The organism is Chromobacterium sp. Beijing (assembly GCF_021496765.1).
Classification (GTDB): Bacteria; Pseudomonadota; Gammaproteobacteria; order Burkholderiales; family Chromobacteriaceae; genus Chromobacterium.
This window is the reverse complement of record NZ_CP053750.1, coordinates 1,055,914-1,073,351: the sequence shown is the minus strand read 5'-3', so window position 1 is coordinate 1,073,351 and position 17,438 is coordinate 1,055,914. Positions and strand designations below refer to the sequence as shown.

Here is a 17,438-nt window from a genome sequence, read left to right as displayed (position 1 = left end):
CGCTATGGCGCCTGGAAAGTGGTGGTCCAGGCGGCGAACTGCTCAGCCGGCATCGGCGCGGCAATAAAATATCCCTGAGCATAGTCGCAGCCCAGTTCGCGCAGGCTCTGCCAGTCAGCGGCGGATTCCACTCCCTCCGCAACCACCAGCCGTCCCAGATGGTGGACAAGTTCGATGGTGGATTTCACGATCATGGCGGAGTCTTTGTCCTGCGACATATTCATCACAAAAGACTGATCAATCTTGATGTAATCCACCGGCAGTTTTTGCAGATAGCTCAACGACGAGTAGCCAGTGCCAAAATCATCCACATACAGTGCGACACCAGCGCATCGCAGTTCATGCAACAAGGCCAGCGCCAGCTCCGGGTCCAACATCACGGAGCTTTCCGTGATTTCCAGCTCCAGCAAGCCGGTGCGAATCGAACGCTGTTCCTGCCAAAGCCGCAGCTTGTCCGGCAAGGCGTCGTCTTGCAGATTGCGCGCCGATAAATTGACCGCGATGGGCAGCATCAGCCGCTGCCGCTGCCAAGCTTGCAGAAGCTCCAGCGTTGCCGTAATGACCCACTCGGTCAGCGGGTGGATAAGCCCGGACCGCTCAGCGATATCAATGAAGGCGCTGGGCCCCAACAAGCCGTGCTGCGGATGCTGCCAGCGCACCAAGGCCTCGGCGCCGCAAATCCGGCCATCGGCCAGGCTGACCTTGGGCTGCAGGTATAGCCGCAGCTCGCCCTGCGCTATGGCATGGCGGAGTTCTCTGGCCAGCGTCAGCCGCTCAGCCTGCGTCTCGCCCTTGCCCGGTTCGTACAGGCAATAAGCCACCCCCGCTGCTTGGCCTGCTGTGCGGCCTTGCCCATATGACGCAACAAATCGTGTACGTTCCCCCCATGTTGAGGGAACAGCGCGATCCCCACTCTTGCAGCAACGTCCAGGGTCAGCCCCGCCACTTCAAAAGCGGTGGTCATCGTCCAGGTGACCGCCGTGACCAGCACCAAGGCCTCTTGCGCATCGGCGCCGGGAAGCAAGACCGTAAATTCGTCGCCTCGCACGCGCGCGGCCAACGCGGCGGCGGGCAGGCAAGCCCTCAGGCGAGCGCCAAACTCACGCAATACCTGGTCGCCCTGCGCGAAGCCGAGCACCTCGTTGATTTCCCCCAGCCGTTCGATATTGAACTGCAGCACGGCCAGCATGCGGCCCTCCTGACTGGCGTGTACAACGGCCAGCGTCAATGCCTCTTCAAACTGCAACATATTGGGCAGGCCGGTCAGTTGATCATGGCGCAGCATTTGCTGCATGGCTGCGCGGGCCTGCTCTCGTTCCCGCTGCGCACGCAAGGAGCCGATGCCGAACGCGAGATCGGCGCTGGCCTCAATCAGCAAATCAATCTCGTCGTCGTCAAAGGTATCCGCCTGCTTGTCGTAAATGGTCAGGGCGCCGATCACGCGGCCGTCCACCCGCAACGGGCAGGCCAGGCCGGATGCCGCTCCATACATCAAGGCCCGCAGCGCCTCATACCGGCTGTCGTTCTGCATGTCGCGCGCCAGTTGCACCTTGCCGGTACGCACGGCAGTCGGCGTGATGCTGATGCCGCCGGCGGCATCGGCCCTGCCCAGGACAATGCCTTTCAGTTCGTCCAGCCCGCCGGCAAAGCCGCATTGAGCCATCGGCTGTAGCTCTTGCGCCTCTCCGTCGCCATACCAAATCACCGCCGTGTCGTAACCGCCGGCCTCAACAATGGCCCGGCAGCTGCTGTCCAGCAACTCCTGCTCGTCCTTGGCGCGCAACATGGCGCGGTTTCCGGCGCTGAGGGTACGCAAGGCGCGGGAAACATGCTCCAGCTCGCGCACTTGCTGAGACAGTTCGTTGTTGAGCAGCTGGATATGCTCCTCTGCCGCCTTGCGCTCGGTGACGTCGATGCCCAGCACGTAATAACCGATCACCTCCTCCTGCTCATTGCGTTTGGGCACATAGCGTATGTTTTGCCAAACCCCTGGAAAAGGCTGCCAGTCATAGTCCAGCGGCTCGCCTGCCAGCGCTTTGTCAATGCGCGGACAGGCTATGTCGTAACGCTCTTCCCCCAGAATTTCCTTCACGGCGCAGCCGGTGATGTTCACGCGCTCTGGCGCAAAGCGCTGCCGGTACTGTTCGTTGACATACACATAGAGGCGATCGGCATTGACATAGGCAATCAGCACCGGCACTGCGCTGAGGATGGCGTCCAGATGCGCCTCGCTTTCCACCAAGCGCAAGGACCGGTCCTGCACTCTCTCGGTAAGCAGGGCATTCTGCGCCAGTATGGTCAGCCGGGCATCCCGTTCCGCGGTGGAGTCATGGAATACGACCACCACGCCGTTCAGTTGACCGCCGCTGGCGATAATCGGGGCCACGGTGTAGCTGATCGGGCACTGCCGGCCGTCGCGCGCCACCAGTTCCCCATGCCAGGACTCCGGCATGTGCAAGGCCTGAGTCACCATTCTTGTGCCGCACGCCAATAAATCGATAGCCCGGTCGTCTTTATCCCGCCGCACGGTCAATATCTGTGACAGGGGCACGCCGACGGCCTCGGCGGCAGGCCAACCCGTGAGCAACTCGGCCACCCGGTTGCAACGGGTAATCAAGCCAGCCGCATTGACGGAAACAACCGCGTCCCCAATCGAATGCAGCGTGGCGGCCAGGCTTTCCTCGCTGGACGCCAATGCCTCCCGGCTGGCCTTGAGCGCCCGCCATTGCCGCCGCACCATGAAAAAAGTCCCGGCCAGCAGCAGGTAAAGCGTGATGCCGCTCAGGCCGTTCCACCATAGCTGCCACTGCTGTGAGCGCTCATAATCGATCTGCCTCCGTTCCAACACGTGGTGCTCTTCCCGGTCCATTTCGTCCAGCAAGCGATATACCTGTGTGCGGGAGGCGCGTAGCGGCGCTTGCGTCGCATAGGCGCTGGCTGCGGTTCCGCCCTGCTGGCGATACAAGCGCTCAACCTCACGGGAGATTGCCAATCGCTGATTGACGACCCTGCGCAGAGCTATCCAACGCTTAAGCTGTTCCGGGCTATCGCCGACTCGCACACGAAGCTGCGCCAACAAGCGCTCGCGTGCGTCAATTGCCCTGTCGCGCTCCTTTAAATTGGATTCATCGCCTGTCAGACGATAGTTCTGAGTGCTCATTTCCACTTGCGTGGTATCGCCGCGGATATGCGCCAACTGGTCCATGACCAGAACGCTGTTCGCCAGCCAGTGCGCGGCTTGACTGGCGTTGTCGACAACCTTCCAGATGGAAAGCGACAGCGCCGCTACAAACAACATGGCAACGGCAATGGCGACTCGCAACTTGGCTTCAAATCGGTCTGGCAAAATGTCCACCCCGGCGTGCTGACCCCAATCAATATCCTATATAGATAGTAAATTCCGCCACGGTAGAACAAGGCATTAACCATAGGGTTTGGTCTTGAGGCCCCACAAACTCCAGCCCGCTCCACTTGAAAATTCCGACTTGATGAACCACGGCGCATCCTTTGAAGGATGACAATCAAGAAACCCTCCTCTCCTCCGCCATTGGCTTGACGCCCCACCCCCGCCTCAGTACCCTGTGCCTCGCGCTGCGCCCAATACGCTGCGTAGGGCTGGCAAGCCCAGAAATGTATGATCGCAGACTCTTTTGTGTCCGCTTTGGCACAACTACGTCTGCTGCCACGCTGTACCCATTCGGGTAGGCCGTGGCAGGGAGCTCCTTGTGGGCTGCCGGTCCTTGATCATACATACCGGTCTTGCCACCTTGTCACGTGCCTGTCCATGCCTCTCCGGGCAGGCTCTAAAGCTGACTAGGAGACCGCAATGCCCCCTTCCCATCCGCACTCCGCTTTCGCCAAACCGCCGCCTGATCCACAGAGCCAAACCCTGGCCGCCTGCGCCCTGGCCTTGAACTGCCTCGCCACCCTGCGTCACGCGCTTGACGCCTTCCAATCCCACGCCGCACAGTCACATCAGCCCCGTTTGCAGCATCTGGCCTGCGCCGCCACCGCGGTGCTGGACGATTGCGCCAGCCAGTTGCACAGCCTTTGCCCCGACGCCGTTCCCTGCCCGCGGAACGACGGGTTTCCAACACTGACTTGGAGACCGCAATGACACCTTCCCTCTCTTTCGCCACGGCCGCTAAACCGCCCCCGGCTGCCCGCTCTGTCAGACGCCCGCATCAGTCGGCGTTGAATCGTCATATTTTTAACAAATTAAGTTGTCATTCCTACCATCCTATGGTCTTATGCGTTGATGACAGCTGGGACCAAAGCCGTGACAGGGTTCCCGCGTCGTCAAACCGGATGTATGTGCTCAAGGATTGTTACTGCGCAAGCAGGCAAAACCTGATGACTTGGCTGAGGCCAAGCCGTCAGGTTTTTTTGTTTTCAGGGTGTGCGCTATGAAAATCAGCAAAATCTTGAACAACAACGCGGCCCTCGTGTTGGACGAACACCAGCATGAGTTGGTGGCCATGGGCTGCGGCCTGGGGTTCCAAAAGCGCCCGGGAGACGCGCTGGACCCGGCCCGGATCGAAAAACTCTTCGCCTTGCAAAACCATGAGCTGACATCCCGCTTGAGCGAAGTCTTGAGCGGCATCCCCGCGGAGGTGATGGCGGTGTGCGCCGACATCCTCAGCCTGGCGAAAAAGCAATTGGGCAAACTGCCCGAGGAGGTGTATCTGGCGCTGCTGGATCACTGCCATTTCGCGATTGAACGCCAGCGCCAGGGCATTGCCCTCCACAACGCGCTGCAATGGGAAATGCGCAGGCTCTACCCAAGAGAGTTCGCCCTTGGCCAGCAAGCGCTGATGCTGATTGAGCAGCGCCTGGGTCTGAGCCTGCCGGAAGATGAAGCGGGGTTCATCGCCTGGCATTTGACCAATGCCCAAATATCAACCGAGGCTCTCGGGATGCAAGCCATTTCCCAATTGATGCAGCAGATACTCCGGATTGTCACCTACCAGCAAGGGCGTGAGCTTGACGAGCAAATGCTGAACTACCACCGCTTCATTGCCCACCTGAAGTTTTTTGCGCAACGCGTGTTGTCGCAGCAGACATTGCCTGTTGGAGACGCCTCCTTGCATGCGGCGGTGAAGGCAAGCTACCCGCAGGCGTGGCGCAGCGCGGAAAGCGTTAGAGGCTTTATTTGGGAGCAGTACCAGAAGGAACTTGAGTTGGACGAGATGATGTTCCTCGCCATTCACATCAGCCGTCTGTAAGCCTGATCTTTACTCGCCGGCGGCTTTGAGCCGCCGAGACATCAACAGGGTTGTTACTGTCTAGAACAGGCAAAACCTGACCACGCCTCCCCCATTGCGGGCGGGCGCGGTCAGGTTTTTTTTTGAGCGTTCGCTCGCCATAGGGAGGAGAACAATGGACATACTCGCCAAGCTGATCGTCGCGGGAGTGGGCGGCAAGGACAATATTCTGAGCCTGGTGCACTGCGCCACCCGTCTGCGCTTCAAATTGCGCAACCCGGGGCTGGCCCATGCCGAAAGCTTGAACAGCCTGCCCGACGTGCTCATTGCGCTGGAGAGCGGCGGGCAATTCCAGGTGGTGATCGGCAACCGGGTGGCGGAGGTCTATGCCGAGATACAGCCGCTGATGGGTGCCCAGGAGGACGCCGATAAGGAAGAAAAGGATGGGCTGTTCAATCGTTTTATCAGCCTGGTATCGGCCATCTTCATGCCCGTCCTGGGCATTCTTACCGCCTCCGGTGTTTTAAAGGGGCTGCTGGCTCTGTTCGTGGCTTGCGCTTGGCTGAGCAAGAGCAGCGGCACCTATTTACTCTTGTTCACCGCCAGCGACGCCTTGTTTTATTTCCTGCCGATGGCGCTGGGCTATACCGCCGGCAAAAAATTTGGCGGTAATCCTCTGTTCACCATGGCGATTGGCGGCGCCTTGGTGCATCCACAAGCGCTCCGTGCTTTTGAGGCCGCCAAAGACCCGGGGACGGCGGCTTTGGATTTTCTCGGCCTGCCCGTCACCTTGATGAATTACAGCTCCTCGGTGATGCCCATCCTGTTTGCGGCCTGGGTCAGTTGCCAAGTCGAGCGTAGGCTCCGTCCACGCCTGCATGACTCGGTGCGCAACATCCTGACGCCCCTGGCCTGCCTGATCCTGGTTGTGCCGCTCACCTTCATTCTGATAGGACCGCTGGCCACTTGGGCCAGCCAAACACTGGCGGGCGGCATTCAGGTCTTGTACGGCTTCATGCCCATGCTTGCGGGCGCCGCCTTGGGCGCGGGCTGGCAGGTCTTGGTGATCTTCGGCCTGCACTGGGGATTCATCCCGCTGTTCTACAACAATCTGAGCGCGCTGGGCTACGACACCTTGACGCCCATGTTGATCCCCGCTGTTTTAGGGCAGGCTGGCGCAGCCTTTGGGGTGATGCTGCGCAGCCGCGACGCCAAAAAACGCGCCCTGGCCGGCTCGGCGGTCACGTCCGGCCTGTTCGGCATTACCGAACCGGCCATCTATGCCATCAATTTGCCGGCCAAACGCCCTTTCATCTTCGGCTGCGTGGGAGGCTCGCTAGGCGGCCTGTTTGTCGGCTATGTGCAGGCAAAAAAATACTCGATGGGTCTGGCCAGCATTTTTTCCTTTGCTCAACTCATTCCCGACAGCGGCATCGACTATACGGTTTGGGGAGCGATTGCCGGCAGCCTGCTGGCGGCGAGTCTCGCCGCGCTGCTCACCTTCTTCTTCGGCCAGCCCAAGGCCGAGGCGGCCGCCGCCGCGACGACAGAGGCTCCAACCGCGGTCGATGCCTCATCGTCTTATCAAGTCCTTTCCCCGATTCATGGCCAGCCCCAGGCGCTCAACACGGTACCGGACCCCGCCTTCGCCAGCGGCGTGCTGGGCAAGGGCGTGGCTATCTTGCCGCACAGCGGTCGGGTGGTGGCGCCGTTTGGCGGCCGGGTCAAATCCCTATTCCACTCTTGCCACGCCCTGGCGGTCGTCGCCGACGACGGCACCGAAATGCTGATCCATATCGGCATCAACACCGTCAAGCTCGATGGCCGCCACTTCAACGCCCATGTCCGGACAGGCGACGCCATCACGGCGGGCGATCTGCTGTTGGAGTTTGACCGCGCCGCCATTGCCGAGGCCGGCTTCGACATGACCAGCTTGGTGCTGATCAGCAACCCCGGCTGCCCGCAAGTGCAGCCTCTCACCATGGCCGAGGTGGCGGAGTTGGCCCCTCTGCTGGCCGTCAGTCGTTAACCACCGCATCAGGAGATATAGAGATGACATTGTTTCCCGCTGATTTTCTATGGGGCGGCGCTTTGGCCGCCAATCAGGCTGAAGGCGCTTACCTGGCCGATGGCAAGGGCCTGTCCACCTCGGATGTGCTGCCGCAAGGGGTGTTTGGCCCCATCGCCCAGCGCGTGGCCGGCGACAGCGGCCTCAAGGACCAGGCCATAGACTTTTATCACCGCTATCCGGAGGACATCGCCCTGTTCGCCGAGATGGGTTTTAGCTGCCTGCGCGTGTCCATCGCCTGGAGCCGCATCTTTCCCCAAGGCGACGAGGACGCGCCCAACGAGGCCGGGCTGGCGTTTTATGATCGCCTGTTCGACGAAATGGCCAAGCACGGGATTCAACCCTTGGTCACGCTGTCGCACTTCGAAATGCCCTATGCGTTGACCCAGCGACACGGCGGTTGGGCCAGCCGCCAGACCATCGCCTTTTTTGAGCATTACGCCCGCACCGTGTTCGCCCGCTATCGCGACAAGGTCAAATACTGGCTGACCTTCAATGAGATCAATATGGCGCTGCACGCGCCGTTTACCGGCGTCGGTCTGCCGCCGGACAGCGGCAAGCAAGCGGTTTACCAAGCCATCCATCACCAACTGGTGGCTAGCGCCCGCACCGTCAAAGCCTGCCATGAACTGATACCGGGCGCCCGGATCGGCAATATGTTGTTGGGAGGCGTTCGTTACCCGCTCACGTGCCGGCCGGAAGACGTGCAGGAAGCTTTGCGGCAAAACCGAAAGTGGCTGTTCTTTGGCGATGTGCAGGCAAGAGGCGCTTATCCGGCCTATATGCAGCGCTTCTTCCGCGAGGCAGGCATCGCGTTGGACATCCGCGCTGCCGACCTTGACGACCTGCGCGCCACCGTAGACTTCATCTCCTTCAGCTACTACATGTCCGGCTGCGCCTCAGCCGATCCCACAGTGGGCCAACAGGCAAACGGCGTGCTGGGCATGGTGCCCAACCCTCACCTGCCCAGTTCGGAATGGGGCTGGCAGATCGACCCGCAGGGCCTGCGCTACTTGCTCAATCTGCTCTACGACCGCTACCAGAAGCCGCTGTTCATCGTGGAGAACGGCCTGGGCGCGCGCGACGAGGTGACGCCGGACGGCCGCATCCACGACCCCTACCGCATCCAATACCTCAACGATCACCTGCTGCAAGCGGCCGAGGCGCTGGACGACGGCGTGGAGCTCCTTGGCTACACCAGTTGGGGGCCTATTGATCTAGTCAGCGCCTCCAAGGCGGAGATGTCCAAACGCTACGGCTTCATCCACGTCGATCTGGACGACCAAGGCCAAGGCAGCCTGGAGAGACGGCGCAAGGACAGCTTTTACTGGTATCGAGACGTGATCCGCAGCCGGGGACAAACGCTTAAGCCGGCCGGCTAATCGCACGGGAACATTCGCGGCTCGCCAACAGCGGGCCAAGCCATAGCAGGCGCTGCCATAAGCCAGGAGCGGGCTTTGCCCGCGCCTAGGCAGCCGCCGGAAAGATCAGGAGACAAACATGCCTACCTTGTTCTCTACCGCCCCGCGTCGCGGTCCCTTGGCTTTGGCGCTGAGCTTAGGGGTATTGCTAAGCCCCGATGTCATTCAAGCCGAAAGCCAAAACCCGGCCTGGAACGGCACGGTTCTGGGCTTCGAACCGCAGGCCGGCGACTTGCTCAGCACCGATACCGGTATTCGCAACCGGCTGGAACAATATGGTTTTCGTTATCGCCTGGCCCACGTCAGCCAAACCGCCTACAACGCCAAAGGCGGTTACAACACGGACAAGAAAGCCGAATACATCGACCAGTTTTCGCTGACCTTCAGCCAAAGCCTGGAGGCGCTGACCGGCATGCCCGATGCCGCGATCGAAGGCAATATCGTCAACCGTAATCATGACAACAATCTGACCAGCACGCGGCTGCAAGACCCACGCGTCGGTTTCAACGACCTGGCGCAGGAAAGCTGGGGCGGCCAGTCCATTACCCGGCTGGGCTGGCTGACCTTCCGTCGCAGCTTTCTCGACGGCAGATTGCAGTGGCGGATAGGACTGATGAACAAGGTGCAGGACTTCGACCAGATCATTCCCTGCGATTTCCAGACCTTGAATCTGTGCGGAGGAAAATCCGCCGGCTCGCGCACTTGGTACAACTGGAACGTGCACTACTGGGGCACAAGCTTACAGTACCGGCTCACTCCGGAAGTCACCCTGAAAACCGGCCTGCTGGAACAGAACCCGCAAGCGCCATCACGCAGCCACGCCTGGAGCGTATCCACCGACGGCAGCCGCGGCATCCTGCTGCCGCTGGAAGCGGAATGGAAAACCCGCCATTTTGGCCTGCCAGGCATTTACATGCTGGGATTGCTCTATACCAATGCCAAGCAACGCGACTTCTACGCCGGAGCATCCGGAGGCGCGGGAACGGACGACCCCGCGGGGTATCGGCACTACCGCAATACTTGGTATCTGTACACCGGCTTCAATCAACAGCTGACTCGCCATCTTGAAACAGCCAACCGCGGGCTCAGCCTCTCCTGGAGCTTGGGCGTGGCCGATCAACGCAGCAACGCCCGGTCCTATGCCAGCTCCTTGTCCTTACGCTATCGCGGACCATTTGATGCCCGGCCAAATGACTGGCTGGCCTTGGGCGTATCCAAATTTCAGGCCAGCCCCAACTGGCGCCGCAGCCAGAACCTGCTGAATCAGCGAGCCGGCGTCAGCGACTATCAGGACCCGCTTTACGCGCCGCTGCCGGAATCCTCGGTCAACGCCGAATTGATCTACCGCTACCAGGTCAGGCCCTGGCTGGAGTTGCAACCCGGACTCCAATACTGGGTGCGGCCGGGAGGGCTGGTTCAGACGCCCAATGCCTGGGTCGTGGGCCTAAAAACCACCCTCAACTTCTGATATCGCCAATCTTCTTGAGTTTTTCAGAGGGGTCAAACCAAGGAATGCCATGACAACGACCTTGCCCGCCATGGAGCAATTAAGACGCTTGAACCAAAACCTGAGCAATACACAGGACCAGAGCGCCTTGCCGCAGCTGGGCCGGCAACTGGCCCGGCAATGCGAAGAGATGGACGTCCGTCTGACGCAGGGCCTGATCGACATCCGAGCCGCCCATCTCGGCCTGCAGGCCATCCAGACCCTGCTGCAGCGCCGCGACGAGCCCTTGCTGTGGAACAGCGAGGAAGCCGCGGCGCTGCTGGAGCCGCTGCAACAGCGCCTGAGCCAGGGCTTAAGCCGCATCAACCGCCTGGTCTAGCCCGCCTGGCCTCTCTGCCTGCGGCCGGCGGGCCTCAGGTGCTGCTCTCGCTCAGCAGCCCCGCCAGGGTCAGCAGCCCGGACGCGCCGGTGGCGCCGTTGGGATCGGCGACATCCTCGCTCTGCGGGATGACCGACGCATCCGTCGGGCCCAGCCACAGCGGGGCCAGCCGGCTGAGGCCGCCTTGCATCAGCAGATCCGAGATCAGATCAAAGGCCGCGGCGGGCGATTGCAGGCGCAGCCATTCCGAGGCCGGCAGCCCCGCCGCGTCCGTTGGGCTCACCTGCAGCTTGGCCGCCATCAGTTGCCGGCGGAAGGCGCTCACCTTGCGGCTGTAACCGCCGGCGATGTCCCGATCGAACGAGGCCACCGCCATGCTGCCGTCAAAGGTCATGCCGCGGCGCCGAAAATGGGTGGCGCCGCTCAGGCACCAGACGTCGTCGACAATGACGGTGGTGGTGCGCAGCTGCGCCCAGCGGCCGGGGAAGCCGCGCGGGTGGAACACCGCCACGCGCGCCGCGCCTGCGCTTTGCAGGATGTCCACGGCGTCCTTGCGCTGGGCGATCGCCCTGCGCACAAAGGGCGCGTACGCGGGCGCGAAGTCCGTCTCGCGCGGCAGGCAGACAATCACTTTCAGATTGGGGTTGGCCGCCATCCGGTCCGCTATCTTTTGCGCAAGGTCTATCTCATAGGCGGCGGGCGGGCCGCTGGGCCGCGCGGTGCGGGCGAAACCGGCGGTCTCGATGTAGATCAGTTCATCGGCCTCGCCGATGGCGCGGGTCAGCGCCCAGAGCGAATCGCGGTTGCCGTGCTTGGAGACGAAGAATTCGCGCCGCACCGCGTTGATCAGCCGGTCTTCGTTGGAGATGGTGATGGACGGCGCGCTGCCCAGCCCCAAGGCGGCGGCCAGCTGGTTGAGCAGGTTCTGGAAGGTGATGGGCGAGGACGAGCCCAGCGGGTTGTCGTCGGGCAGCAAGGACAGTTCCGGCGTTTCGCATACCGCGCACACCGTTTCCAGCGCCACGCCCGAGGAGCTGCCGGGCGTGGCCGCCGGCGCGGCGGCGGGCGGGTTGAAGTTGTTGCCGCCGGACATGGCGATCCAGCCCGGCGTGCTATCTCCGGGCAAGGGAAAGATGGGCTGGACGCGGCGCAGCGCGTGCTGGGCCAGGTCGTAAGCCAGCGCGCCGGTGACGCGCACGCCCGGCGCATGGGTGTCCGGGCCGGCGGGGTTGCCGGGGTTGGCGTTGGCGTGGTCCGCCGATCGGCTTTCGCGCGCCCAGCGGCCGCCGCTGAGCACCGCGTCCCAGTCCAGCCCCGCCGATACGTTGGCGCTGGGGACGCCGGTGACGACGATCGCGTCGAAGCGCGCCATGGTGGGCATGCGCGGCCCTTGGCGCGGCTGGGTTTCGGACATCAGCGCGCGCGCCAGGTCCGCCGCGGTGGCCGGGGAGCCGCCCGGCGGCGTCACGGTGCGCGGCAGGCCGAAGAGCGGCACCGGGCAGATGGATTTGATGTTGTCCGGCCAGGCCGCCAGCGGGTCTCCGGCGGCGAAGGGGTCGGCCGGCGCGGCCGCCGGCCCGGCGGCGATGACGGCGCGCTGCGCCGCCCACATGCGCCGCCGCCCGGTGCGCGGCGCGATCACCAGGTCATAGACCAGGGTGCCGGGGCTGGGCAGCGGGTCCCCGGGCTTCAGGCCAAACGGGTTGCGCACCAGCACCTGCACCGGGCTGCCCGCCGCGGCGATCGCCGCGCCGCCGTCCGCGCGCAGGAAGGAGAGCTCCTCGCCTATGGCCTGGATCAGCTGGAAGCGCTGCGCGAAAACGCGCACGGTGGCGCCGCTGGGCGCGAAATCGGCCGGGATGGCCACCACCACGTCGTTGGTTCCGGACCAGGCGGCGGTGACGCCGGCTGGCGGCGCCATGCCCGCGCCAAAGCCGGCATTGGTGTTGGGGCCGGGAAAAGCCGGCCAGTGCGCGCCCGCGCCCGGCGCGGCGGCGGTGCCCACGCCGGATTCAAAGGTGGGCGACACGGCGAACATCAGCGCGCCGGCGCCGGCCCCCATCATGCGTCCCGCCGTCTGAGACGCCGCGGCCAACATGTCCGGGCCGTCCGCCAGGTAATCCACGGTTACGCCGTCCCTGACCTGGGGCTGCAGGTCCGCCGGTATTTTCTGGTCGTCCGCGGGGATGCCGTTGACCGCGGAGGCGGTGCGGTTGCCGCGCAAATGCCAATCCAGGTCCACGGCGAAGGCGCGGACGAACTGGCGCGCCAGCGTCACGCCCGCCGGCAGATTGGGCACGGTGAGCGGTCCGGCCGACATGGTGCCGCCGCCGGCCCAGCCCAGGCGCAGCCTGGCCGCCGCGCCGGCTCCCGTGCCCGCCAGTTGCTGGCCGGCGCTCATGGCCACCAGCCCTGCCGCGCCCAGCGCCGTGGACGAGCCGCCGCCGGACGCCTGCCTTTCCACGCCGGGGCCGCCGCCCACCGCTGAAAACGCGCGCCCGTGCAACGTGGCCACCTGGGCGAGCACGCCGCCGGCCAGGCCGGCAATGCTGCGCACCCCGCCCGCCGCCGCGGGCGATACCGCGCCGGCGCTGATATCCAGCGCGGGAAACGCCGTTTGCAGATCGTCCAGCATGGCGGCCACCGCGACGGGGTCGACGATGAGTCCGCGCGCATCGTGAAAACTCAGCGCCGCGCCCGCGGCCCCGGCCGGCAGGTCATCGCCCGGATCGTAGCTGTGCGGCGAGACGTTGTCCGTCAGGCCGCGGACAATCAGGGTATGCGGCACGGCGCGCACCTGGGGCTGCCCGGGCGCGGCGTAACGGCCGGCGGCCAGCGTCTCCAGCCGCGCCGCCGCCTGCGGATGCAGGCGCAGCGCCGCGCCGGCCCCGCTCAGGGGCGCGCCGTCCGCCGCGCGGAACGCGGCCAGGCTGTCCAGGTATTCAAGAATGCCGCGCCACGGCGCTTTGGGCGCGCCGGCAAAGGCGAGCGTGAGCGCCGCGCCGTCAAACGCGGGGTTGGCCCCGCCCCAGCGAGGCCCCAGCCGCAGCGCGGTCAGCCCCAGCGCGTCCAGTCCGTGGTCCTTGAGCGCCTGCGCGGCGCCCGCCGGCGTCAACGTGAAAACCGTCACCATGGCGCGCTCCTTATCCGTGGGCCCGTTGTTCGACCGTGCGGCCGTCGGGCGTGATGATGCGAACCAAGACGCCGCGCAAGGCCAGCGCCGAGACGATGGCGAAATGGTCGTGCGCCGGCGCGGCCTGCCGCGCCACGGCCGGCCCCGACGCGCCGAGGACGGGCCTGCCGGACACGGTGGGCACCGAGCCCAGCTCCGCCTCGAACACATAGACCCCGTTGATCAGCTTGAACTGGGACGGCGCGGGACGCGGGCCGATGATGATGGGTGGGATTCCTATGCCGCCTATGCCGCCCAGCCCGGGCGGCAGCCGCGGCGAGAGGGGCGGAATGGTCGGCAAGGGCCGGATGGGCGGTATCGGCGTAATGGGCGGAACCGACGGTTCGGGCGTCAGTTCTATGCGCAGACGATAGACCCCGCCCGCATCGCTGTCCGGCGCGTTGCTGCTAAAGGTGTAGGCCTTGCCGGATGGCGACAGGGCCGCGCCGACGATGGGCGACAACAGCGGCAGCGGGACGATGGAGCCGGACGGGATGGCCAGCGTACGCTCGCTCGCGCGTCCCAGCGGGTCCGTCATCCGCACCGTCACCGACACCGCGTCGCCCATGGCGGCGCGACGCACCAGCAGCCGGTATTGGGTGGGGCCGCCGTCTATGCGCCAGACGTCCGTGCCGGTGACGGGCGGCGCCAGGCCCAGCTTGTCGAGCGCCGTCTGCCGCCGCAACAGGGGCGCGCCGCCGGCCAGGACGGCTTCCACCGACAGCATGTGCGGCCCGGCCGGCGTGGCCGCCACCGGCGCGTTGGAGCTGAACTGCAGCAGCACCGCGGCCGGATCGCCGCCGGGCCAGCTCATCGTCAGCGGGGACAGGTCCGGCGGCCCGGCCGGCGGGATCAGCACCGACACCGCGGGCGACGGCCGCGAACGCCCCTTGAGCACGCCGCGCAGCGCGTCGTCGTCGCTCCAGGCCACGGCGCGATACCAGACATTGCGCCATGAGCCGCTGGGGCGGTCTTCGCCGGCCAGGCGGGCGATCCAGTCGCCGCCGCCGTCCGGCGCGCTCACCGTCCAGCCGCCGCCGCTGGCCATGACGCTGGCGATCGGCGGGCCCATGCTGTCCAGCGCGCGCGCCGCGTCGTCCACGCGCACGCGGTACAGGTCTATGCGCTTGGGCCGCGCGCCGGCGCCGCCGCGCGTGCCCACCCGGATGCGCGCCCGGTAATCCGGCGCGGCGGGCGGTTTGTCGAACACCATCTGCACTTCTATCGTTGGCGGCGCGGGCTCGGCCACCCGCGGCGCGGCGTAGGCGATGAGCGCCTGATCCGCGTTCGGTCCGCTGGGCCAGGCCGCTTCGTGGCCGCCCGCCATCATGGGCAGCACGGTGTAGACGTGGATGTCGCGCGAGCCGCGCGGCATCGTCACGTCGGCGGCGGTGACGGTGATCAGTTCGGCGTTGCGGCGGATGAAGTCCCGGCGGATGGGGTTGGCCTTGAACGCCTGCTTGATCGTGCTCAGCCGCTGGCTGAGCGTGCGTTCCGGCGTTGGTTCCGGCTGCCCGGGGTGGCTGCTGAGGATGCGGGTTTCGGTGCTTTCATACACCGCGTAGCCCACGGCGCCGGCCACGGCCGCCCAGCTCAGGTGCGCGTGGCATTCGCCGGCGGCGTCCGGCAGGCTGGCGAGCTGGACGATGTCCACGACGGTGGGCCGCGCGCGCGGATCGGAGGCGTAAGCCAGGCGCGGCGTAGGCGGCCAGGGGCCGCTGCGGTGCGGCGCGATGGCCTCCACCGCGCGCGCCTCCAGCACCAGGCCGATATGCGGCGTGGCGCCGAAGTCCAGCGAGAAGCCGGGAATCGTCAGCCGGTAACGCCGGCTGCTGCCCTGCGCGGCGTGGCCGGGCGTCACCACCGCCGCGCCTTCCGCGTCCAGCGCGTCCACCGTGCCGCCGGCCAGCGCGGGCGCGTCGCCGGCGAAAGTCAGCTGCATGGCCGCCGCCGCGCCGCCCAGCGATTTTTGCAGCCCCGCCGGCGCGGGCGCGGCCGGCGGAGCGCTGCTGCGCGTGGCCGCGGCGAACAGGCGACCGCGCAGATCGATGCGCGACGGGGTGCGCACGCGCCAGTCCACCGATATCTCGCACACCAGGGACGCCGCGCAGACGCTGCCGCTGCCCGGGTCCGTCGCGCGCAGGTCGGCGGACAGGAACTGCACTGGCGAGAGGTCCGGCTGGCCCACGGTGATGGCCGCCGCCGCCCAGGGGCTCCAGATGCCGAAAATGTTCTGGGTGGCCGCCGCATACGTCATGGCCACGCTGCCCGGATCATTGGGGACGGCGAGCGCGCCGTCGGTGGCGCTCTGGCGCGTCGGCTCCGGGTCGCGGTCGTTGCGCGCGCTGCCGATGGGGCGATGGCCGCCGGCCTGAGCGTGCTTTTGCAGCAGCGCCTCGGCCGCGCCGGGCGCGCCGTTGCGGCGCCGCGCCGCGGCGTAGCTGGCCACCGCGCTCAGCTGGTTCAAGGGAAAGCGCTCCCAGCTCGCCCGGATCGACGCCAGCCAGTCCCGGTCCGCCTGAGACGGCCGCAGATTGGCCTGGAAGTCCACCGCGAAATCCGCCGGCGTGGGCGCGGGCAAGGCCAGGCCCGGACGCGGCACCAGCGCGGCGAACTCCACCGGCCCCGACGCCCCGTCCAGCCCCTTGTCCCACAGGCCGGTGATCAGCCAGTCCCAATCGCTGCGGCTGGCGTCGCCGAACAGCTGGCTGCTGGCGAAGTTGATGGGCGGAATGTCCTCGTCCGCGTAGCCGGTGCCGTAGCCCAGCGTCACGGCCAGCAGCGGATCGGTCGACGCCGCCATCGCCAACAGCCCCACCGGCGACAGATCGGCCTTGCCCGGGTCCGTGGCGGGCATGGTTTCGCCGGCCGGGTTCTGCGGCGGATCGATGGTGAAGGTGAAGCGTTTGGCCGCCTGCTGATTGGGCGGCAGCGAGGCCACGTCATGCAGCATGGGCAGCAGTTCGATGGCGCTCTCGTCCACCAGCTTGGCCGGGTCCGGCAATTGCCACATCGGCGCCGGCGCGGCGTCCGGAAACGCCGGCCACCAGCCCAGCGGATTGACGCCGCGCTGGTAGCGGTCCACCGCCGCGTCCGGCGCCGGCATTTCCGCGCCCACCCTGCCCTGTTTGACGCCGTGGCGCTGGCCCAGCCCCGCCCAGTCCGCCTCCGCCACCGGCAGCCCCACCGTTTCCACCAGCTGCCAGCCTTCCACTTTTTCCAGTTCGTCGGCGTTGAGCCCGGTGGGCGCGTCGTAGCTGGAGACGTTGACCAGCATCAGCCCGGTGATCAGCGGCGCCTGAAACTCCAGGGTGTCGCTGCCGCCCGCGGCCAGGGTGCGGGACTGCACGGCCACGATGGCCTCCAGCACCGGCGGCCCGGCCAGCACGGCCACGCTGAGCATGCCGCCGGCGCTGGAATGCACGGTCAGCCGCGCCGAAGCCAGCGGCGCGTCGAACTGAATGATGCGGAACAGCGGCGGCAAGGCCAGTTCTTCATAGCCCACCGGATGCGGCTGGCCCAGCGGCGTGGCCGGACGGCGCCAAACCTTGAAGGGCTCGCTGGGCAGCCCGGCCGCGGGGCTGGTCTGCCAGCGCAGCAGCAGCGCGCGCCGTTTGGGCGGCACCATGGTCGCCGCGCCGATATTGGGGTTGACTCCGCCGCGCTGGCGCAGGAGGGCGGTGAAATCCACCAGGGCGCCTTGCGCGTTCAGGATCGCGGGGTCGTAGATACGGGTCGCCATCTCGG

The 17,438-nt window shown here is 65.8% G+C and carries 10 protein-coding genes; 6 read left to right on the top strand and 4 right to left on the bottom strand.

Features of this window, described 5'->3' with window-relative positions:
- Window positions 1-2 precede the first annotated feature (2 nt).
- Window positions 3-821, bottom strand: coding sequence for a bifunctional diguanylate cyclase/phosphodiesterase (locus tag HQN78_RS05185; protein WP_235088381.1), 819 nt, complete (start codon window positions 819-821; stop codon window positions 3-5).
- Complete coding sequence (locus HQN78_RS05180) at window positions 767-3,355, bottom strand: diguanylate cyclase domain-containing protein (protein WP_235088379.1); 2,589 nt, start codon at window positions 3,353-3,355, stop codon at window positions 767-769. Before HQN78_RS05180 ends, HQN78_RS05185 begins: the two co-directional genes overlap by 55 nt.
- A 471-nt stretch (window positions 3,356-3,826) precedes the next feature.
- Between HQN78_RS05180 and HQN78_RS05175 the strand changes: the two genes are divergently transcribed.
- The 6 genes from HQN78_RS05175 (at window position 3,827) to HQN78_RS05150 (ending at window position 10,519) form a co-directional block, all read left to right on the top strand.
- Window positions 3,827-4,117: a hypothetical protein gene (locus HQN78_RS05175; protein ID WP_235088376.1), complete on the top strand. Its 291-nt coding sequence runs from the start codon at window positions 3,827-3,829 to the stop codon at window positions 4,115-4,117.
- A 289-nt stretch (window positions 4,118-4,406) separates the two neighbouring features.
- The gene (licT, locus tag HQN78_RS05170; RefSeq protein ID WP_107801716.1) at window positions 4,407-5,225 is read left to right on the top strand and encodes a BglG family transcription antiterminator LicT; all 819 of its coding nucleotides are present in this window, start codon (window positions 4,407-4,409) and stop codon (window positions 5,223-5,225) included.
- 154 nt (window positions 5,226-5,379) lie between these two features.
- Window positions 5,380-7,233: a beta-glucoside-specific PTS transporter subunit IIABC gene (locus HQN78_RS05165; RefSeq protein ID WP_235088373.1), complete on the top strand. Its 1,854-nt coding sequence runs from the start codon at window positions 5,380-5,382 to the stop codon at window positions 7,231-7,233.
- Window positions 7,234-7,256: 23 nt separating this feature from the next.
- The gene (locus HQN78_RS05160; RefSeq protein ID WP_235088371.1) at window positions 7,257-8,654 is read left to right on the top strand and encodes a glycoside hydrolase family 1 protein; all 1,398 of its coding nucleotides are present in this window, start codon (window positions 7,257-7,259) and stop codon (window positions 8,652-8,654) included.
- A 118-nt stretch (window positions 8,655-8,772) separates the two neighbouring features.
- Window positions 8,773-10,161 carry a carbohydrate porin gene (locus tag HQN78_RS05155; protein ID WP_235088369.1) on the top strand — a complete coding sequence of 463 codons (1,389 nt, stop codon included), beginning with the start codon at window positions 8,773-8,775 and terminating at the stop codon, window positions 10,159-10,161.
- Between the two features lie 49 nt (window positions 10,162-10,210).
- Window positions 10,211-10,519 (top strand): DUF1484 family protein, encoded by a 309-nt coding sequence (locus HQN78_RS05150; RefSeq protein ID WP_235088367.1) that lies wholly within the window; start codon window positions 10,211-10,213, stop codon window positions 10,517-10,519.
- A gap of 34 nt (window positions 10,520-10,553) precedes the next feature.
- On the opposite strand, the gene HQN78_RS05145 is transcribed toward HQN78_RS05150, so the two are convergent.
- Window positions 10,554-13,652: a hypothetical protein gene (locus tag HQN78_RS05145; RefSeq protein WP_235088365.1), complete on the bottom strand. Its 3,099-nt coding sequence runs from the start codon at window positions 13,650-13,652 to the stop codon at window positions 10,554-10,556.
- A 10-nt stretch (window positions 13,653-13,662) separates the two neighbouring features.
- Window positions 13,663-17,433: a hypothetical protein gene (locus HQN78_RS05140; protein WP_227103481.1), complete on the bottom strand. Its 3,771-nt coding sequence runs from the start codon at window positions 17,431-17,433 to the stop codon at window positions 13,663-13,665.
- Window positions 17,434-17,438 lie beyond the last annotated feature (5 nt).

Bases quoted from the DNA above. Each gene is read 5' to 3' on its own strand.
- HQN78_RS05175 (WP_235088376.1), top strand. From the start codon at position 3,827: ATGCCCCCTTCCCATCCGCACTCCGCTTTCGCCAAACCGCCGCCTGAT.
- licT (WP_107801716.1), top strand. From the start codon at position 4,407: ATGAAAATCAGCAAAATCTTGAACAACAACGCGGCCCTCGTGTTGGAC.
- HQN78_RS05165 (WP_235088373.1), top strand. From the start codon at position 5,380: ATGGACATACTCGCCAAGCTGATCGTCGCGGGAGTGGGCGGCAAGGAC.
- HQN78_RS05160 (WP_235088371.1), top strand. From the start codon at position 7,257: ATGACATTGTTTCCCGCTGATTTTCTATGGGGCGGCGCTTTGGCCGCC.
- HQN78_RS05155 (WP_235088369.1), top strand. From the start codon at position 8,773: ATGCCTACCTTGTTCTCTACCGCCCCGCGTCGCGGTCCCTTGGCTTTG.
- HQN78_RS05150 (WP_235088367.1), top strand. From the start codon at position 10,211: ATGACAACGACCTTGCCCGCCATGGAGCAATTAAGACGCTTGAACCAA.
- HQN78_RS05145 (WP_235088365.1), bottom strand. From the start codon at position 13,652: ATGGTGACGGTTTTCACGTTGACGCCGGCGGGCGCCGCGCAGGCGCTC.
- HQN78_RS05140 (WP_227103481.1), bottom strand. From the start codon at position 17,433: ATGGCGACCCGTATCTACGACCCCGCGATCCTGAACGCGCAAGGCGCC.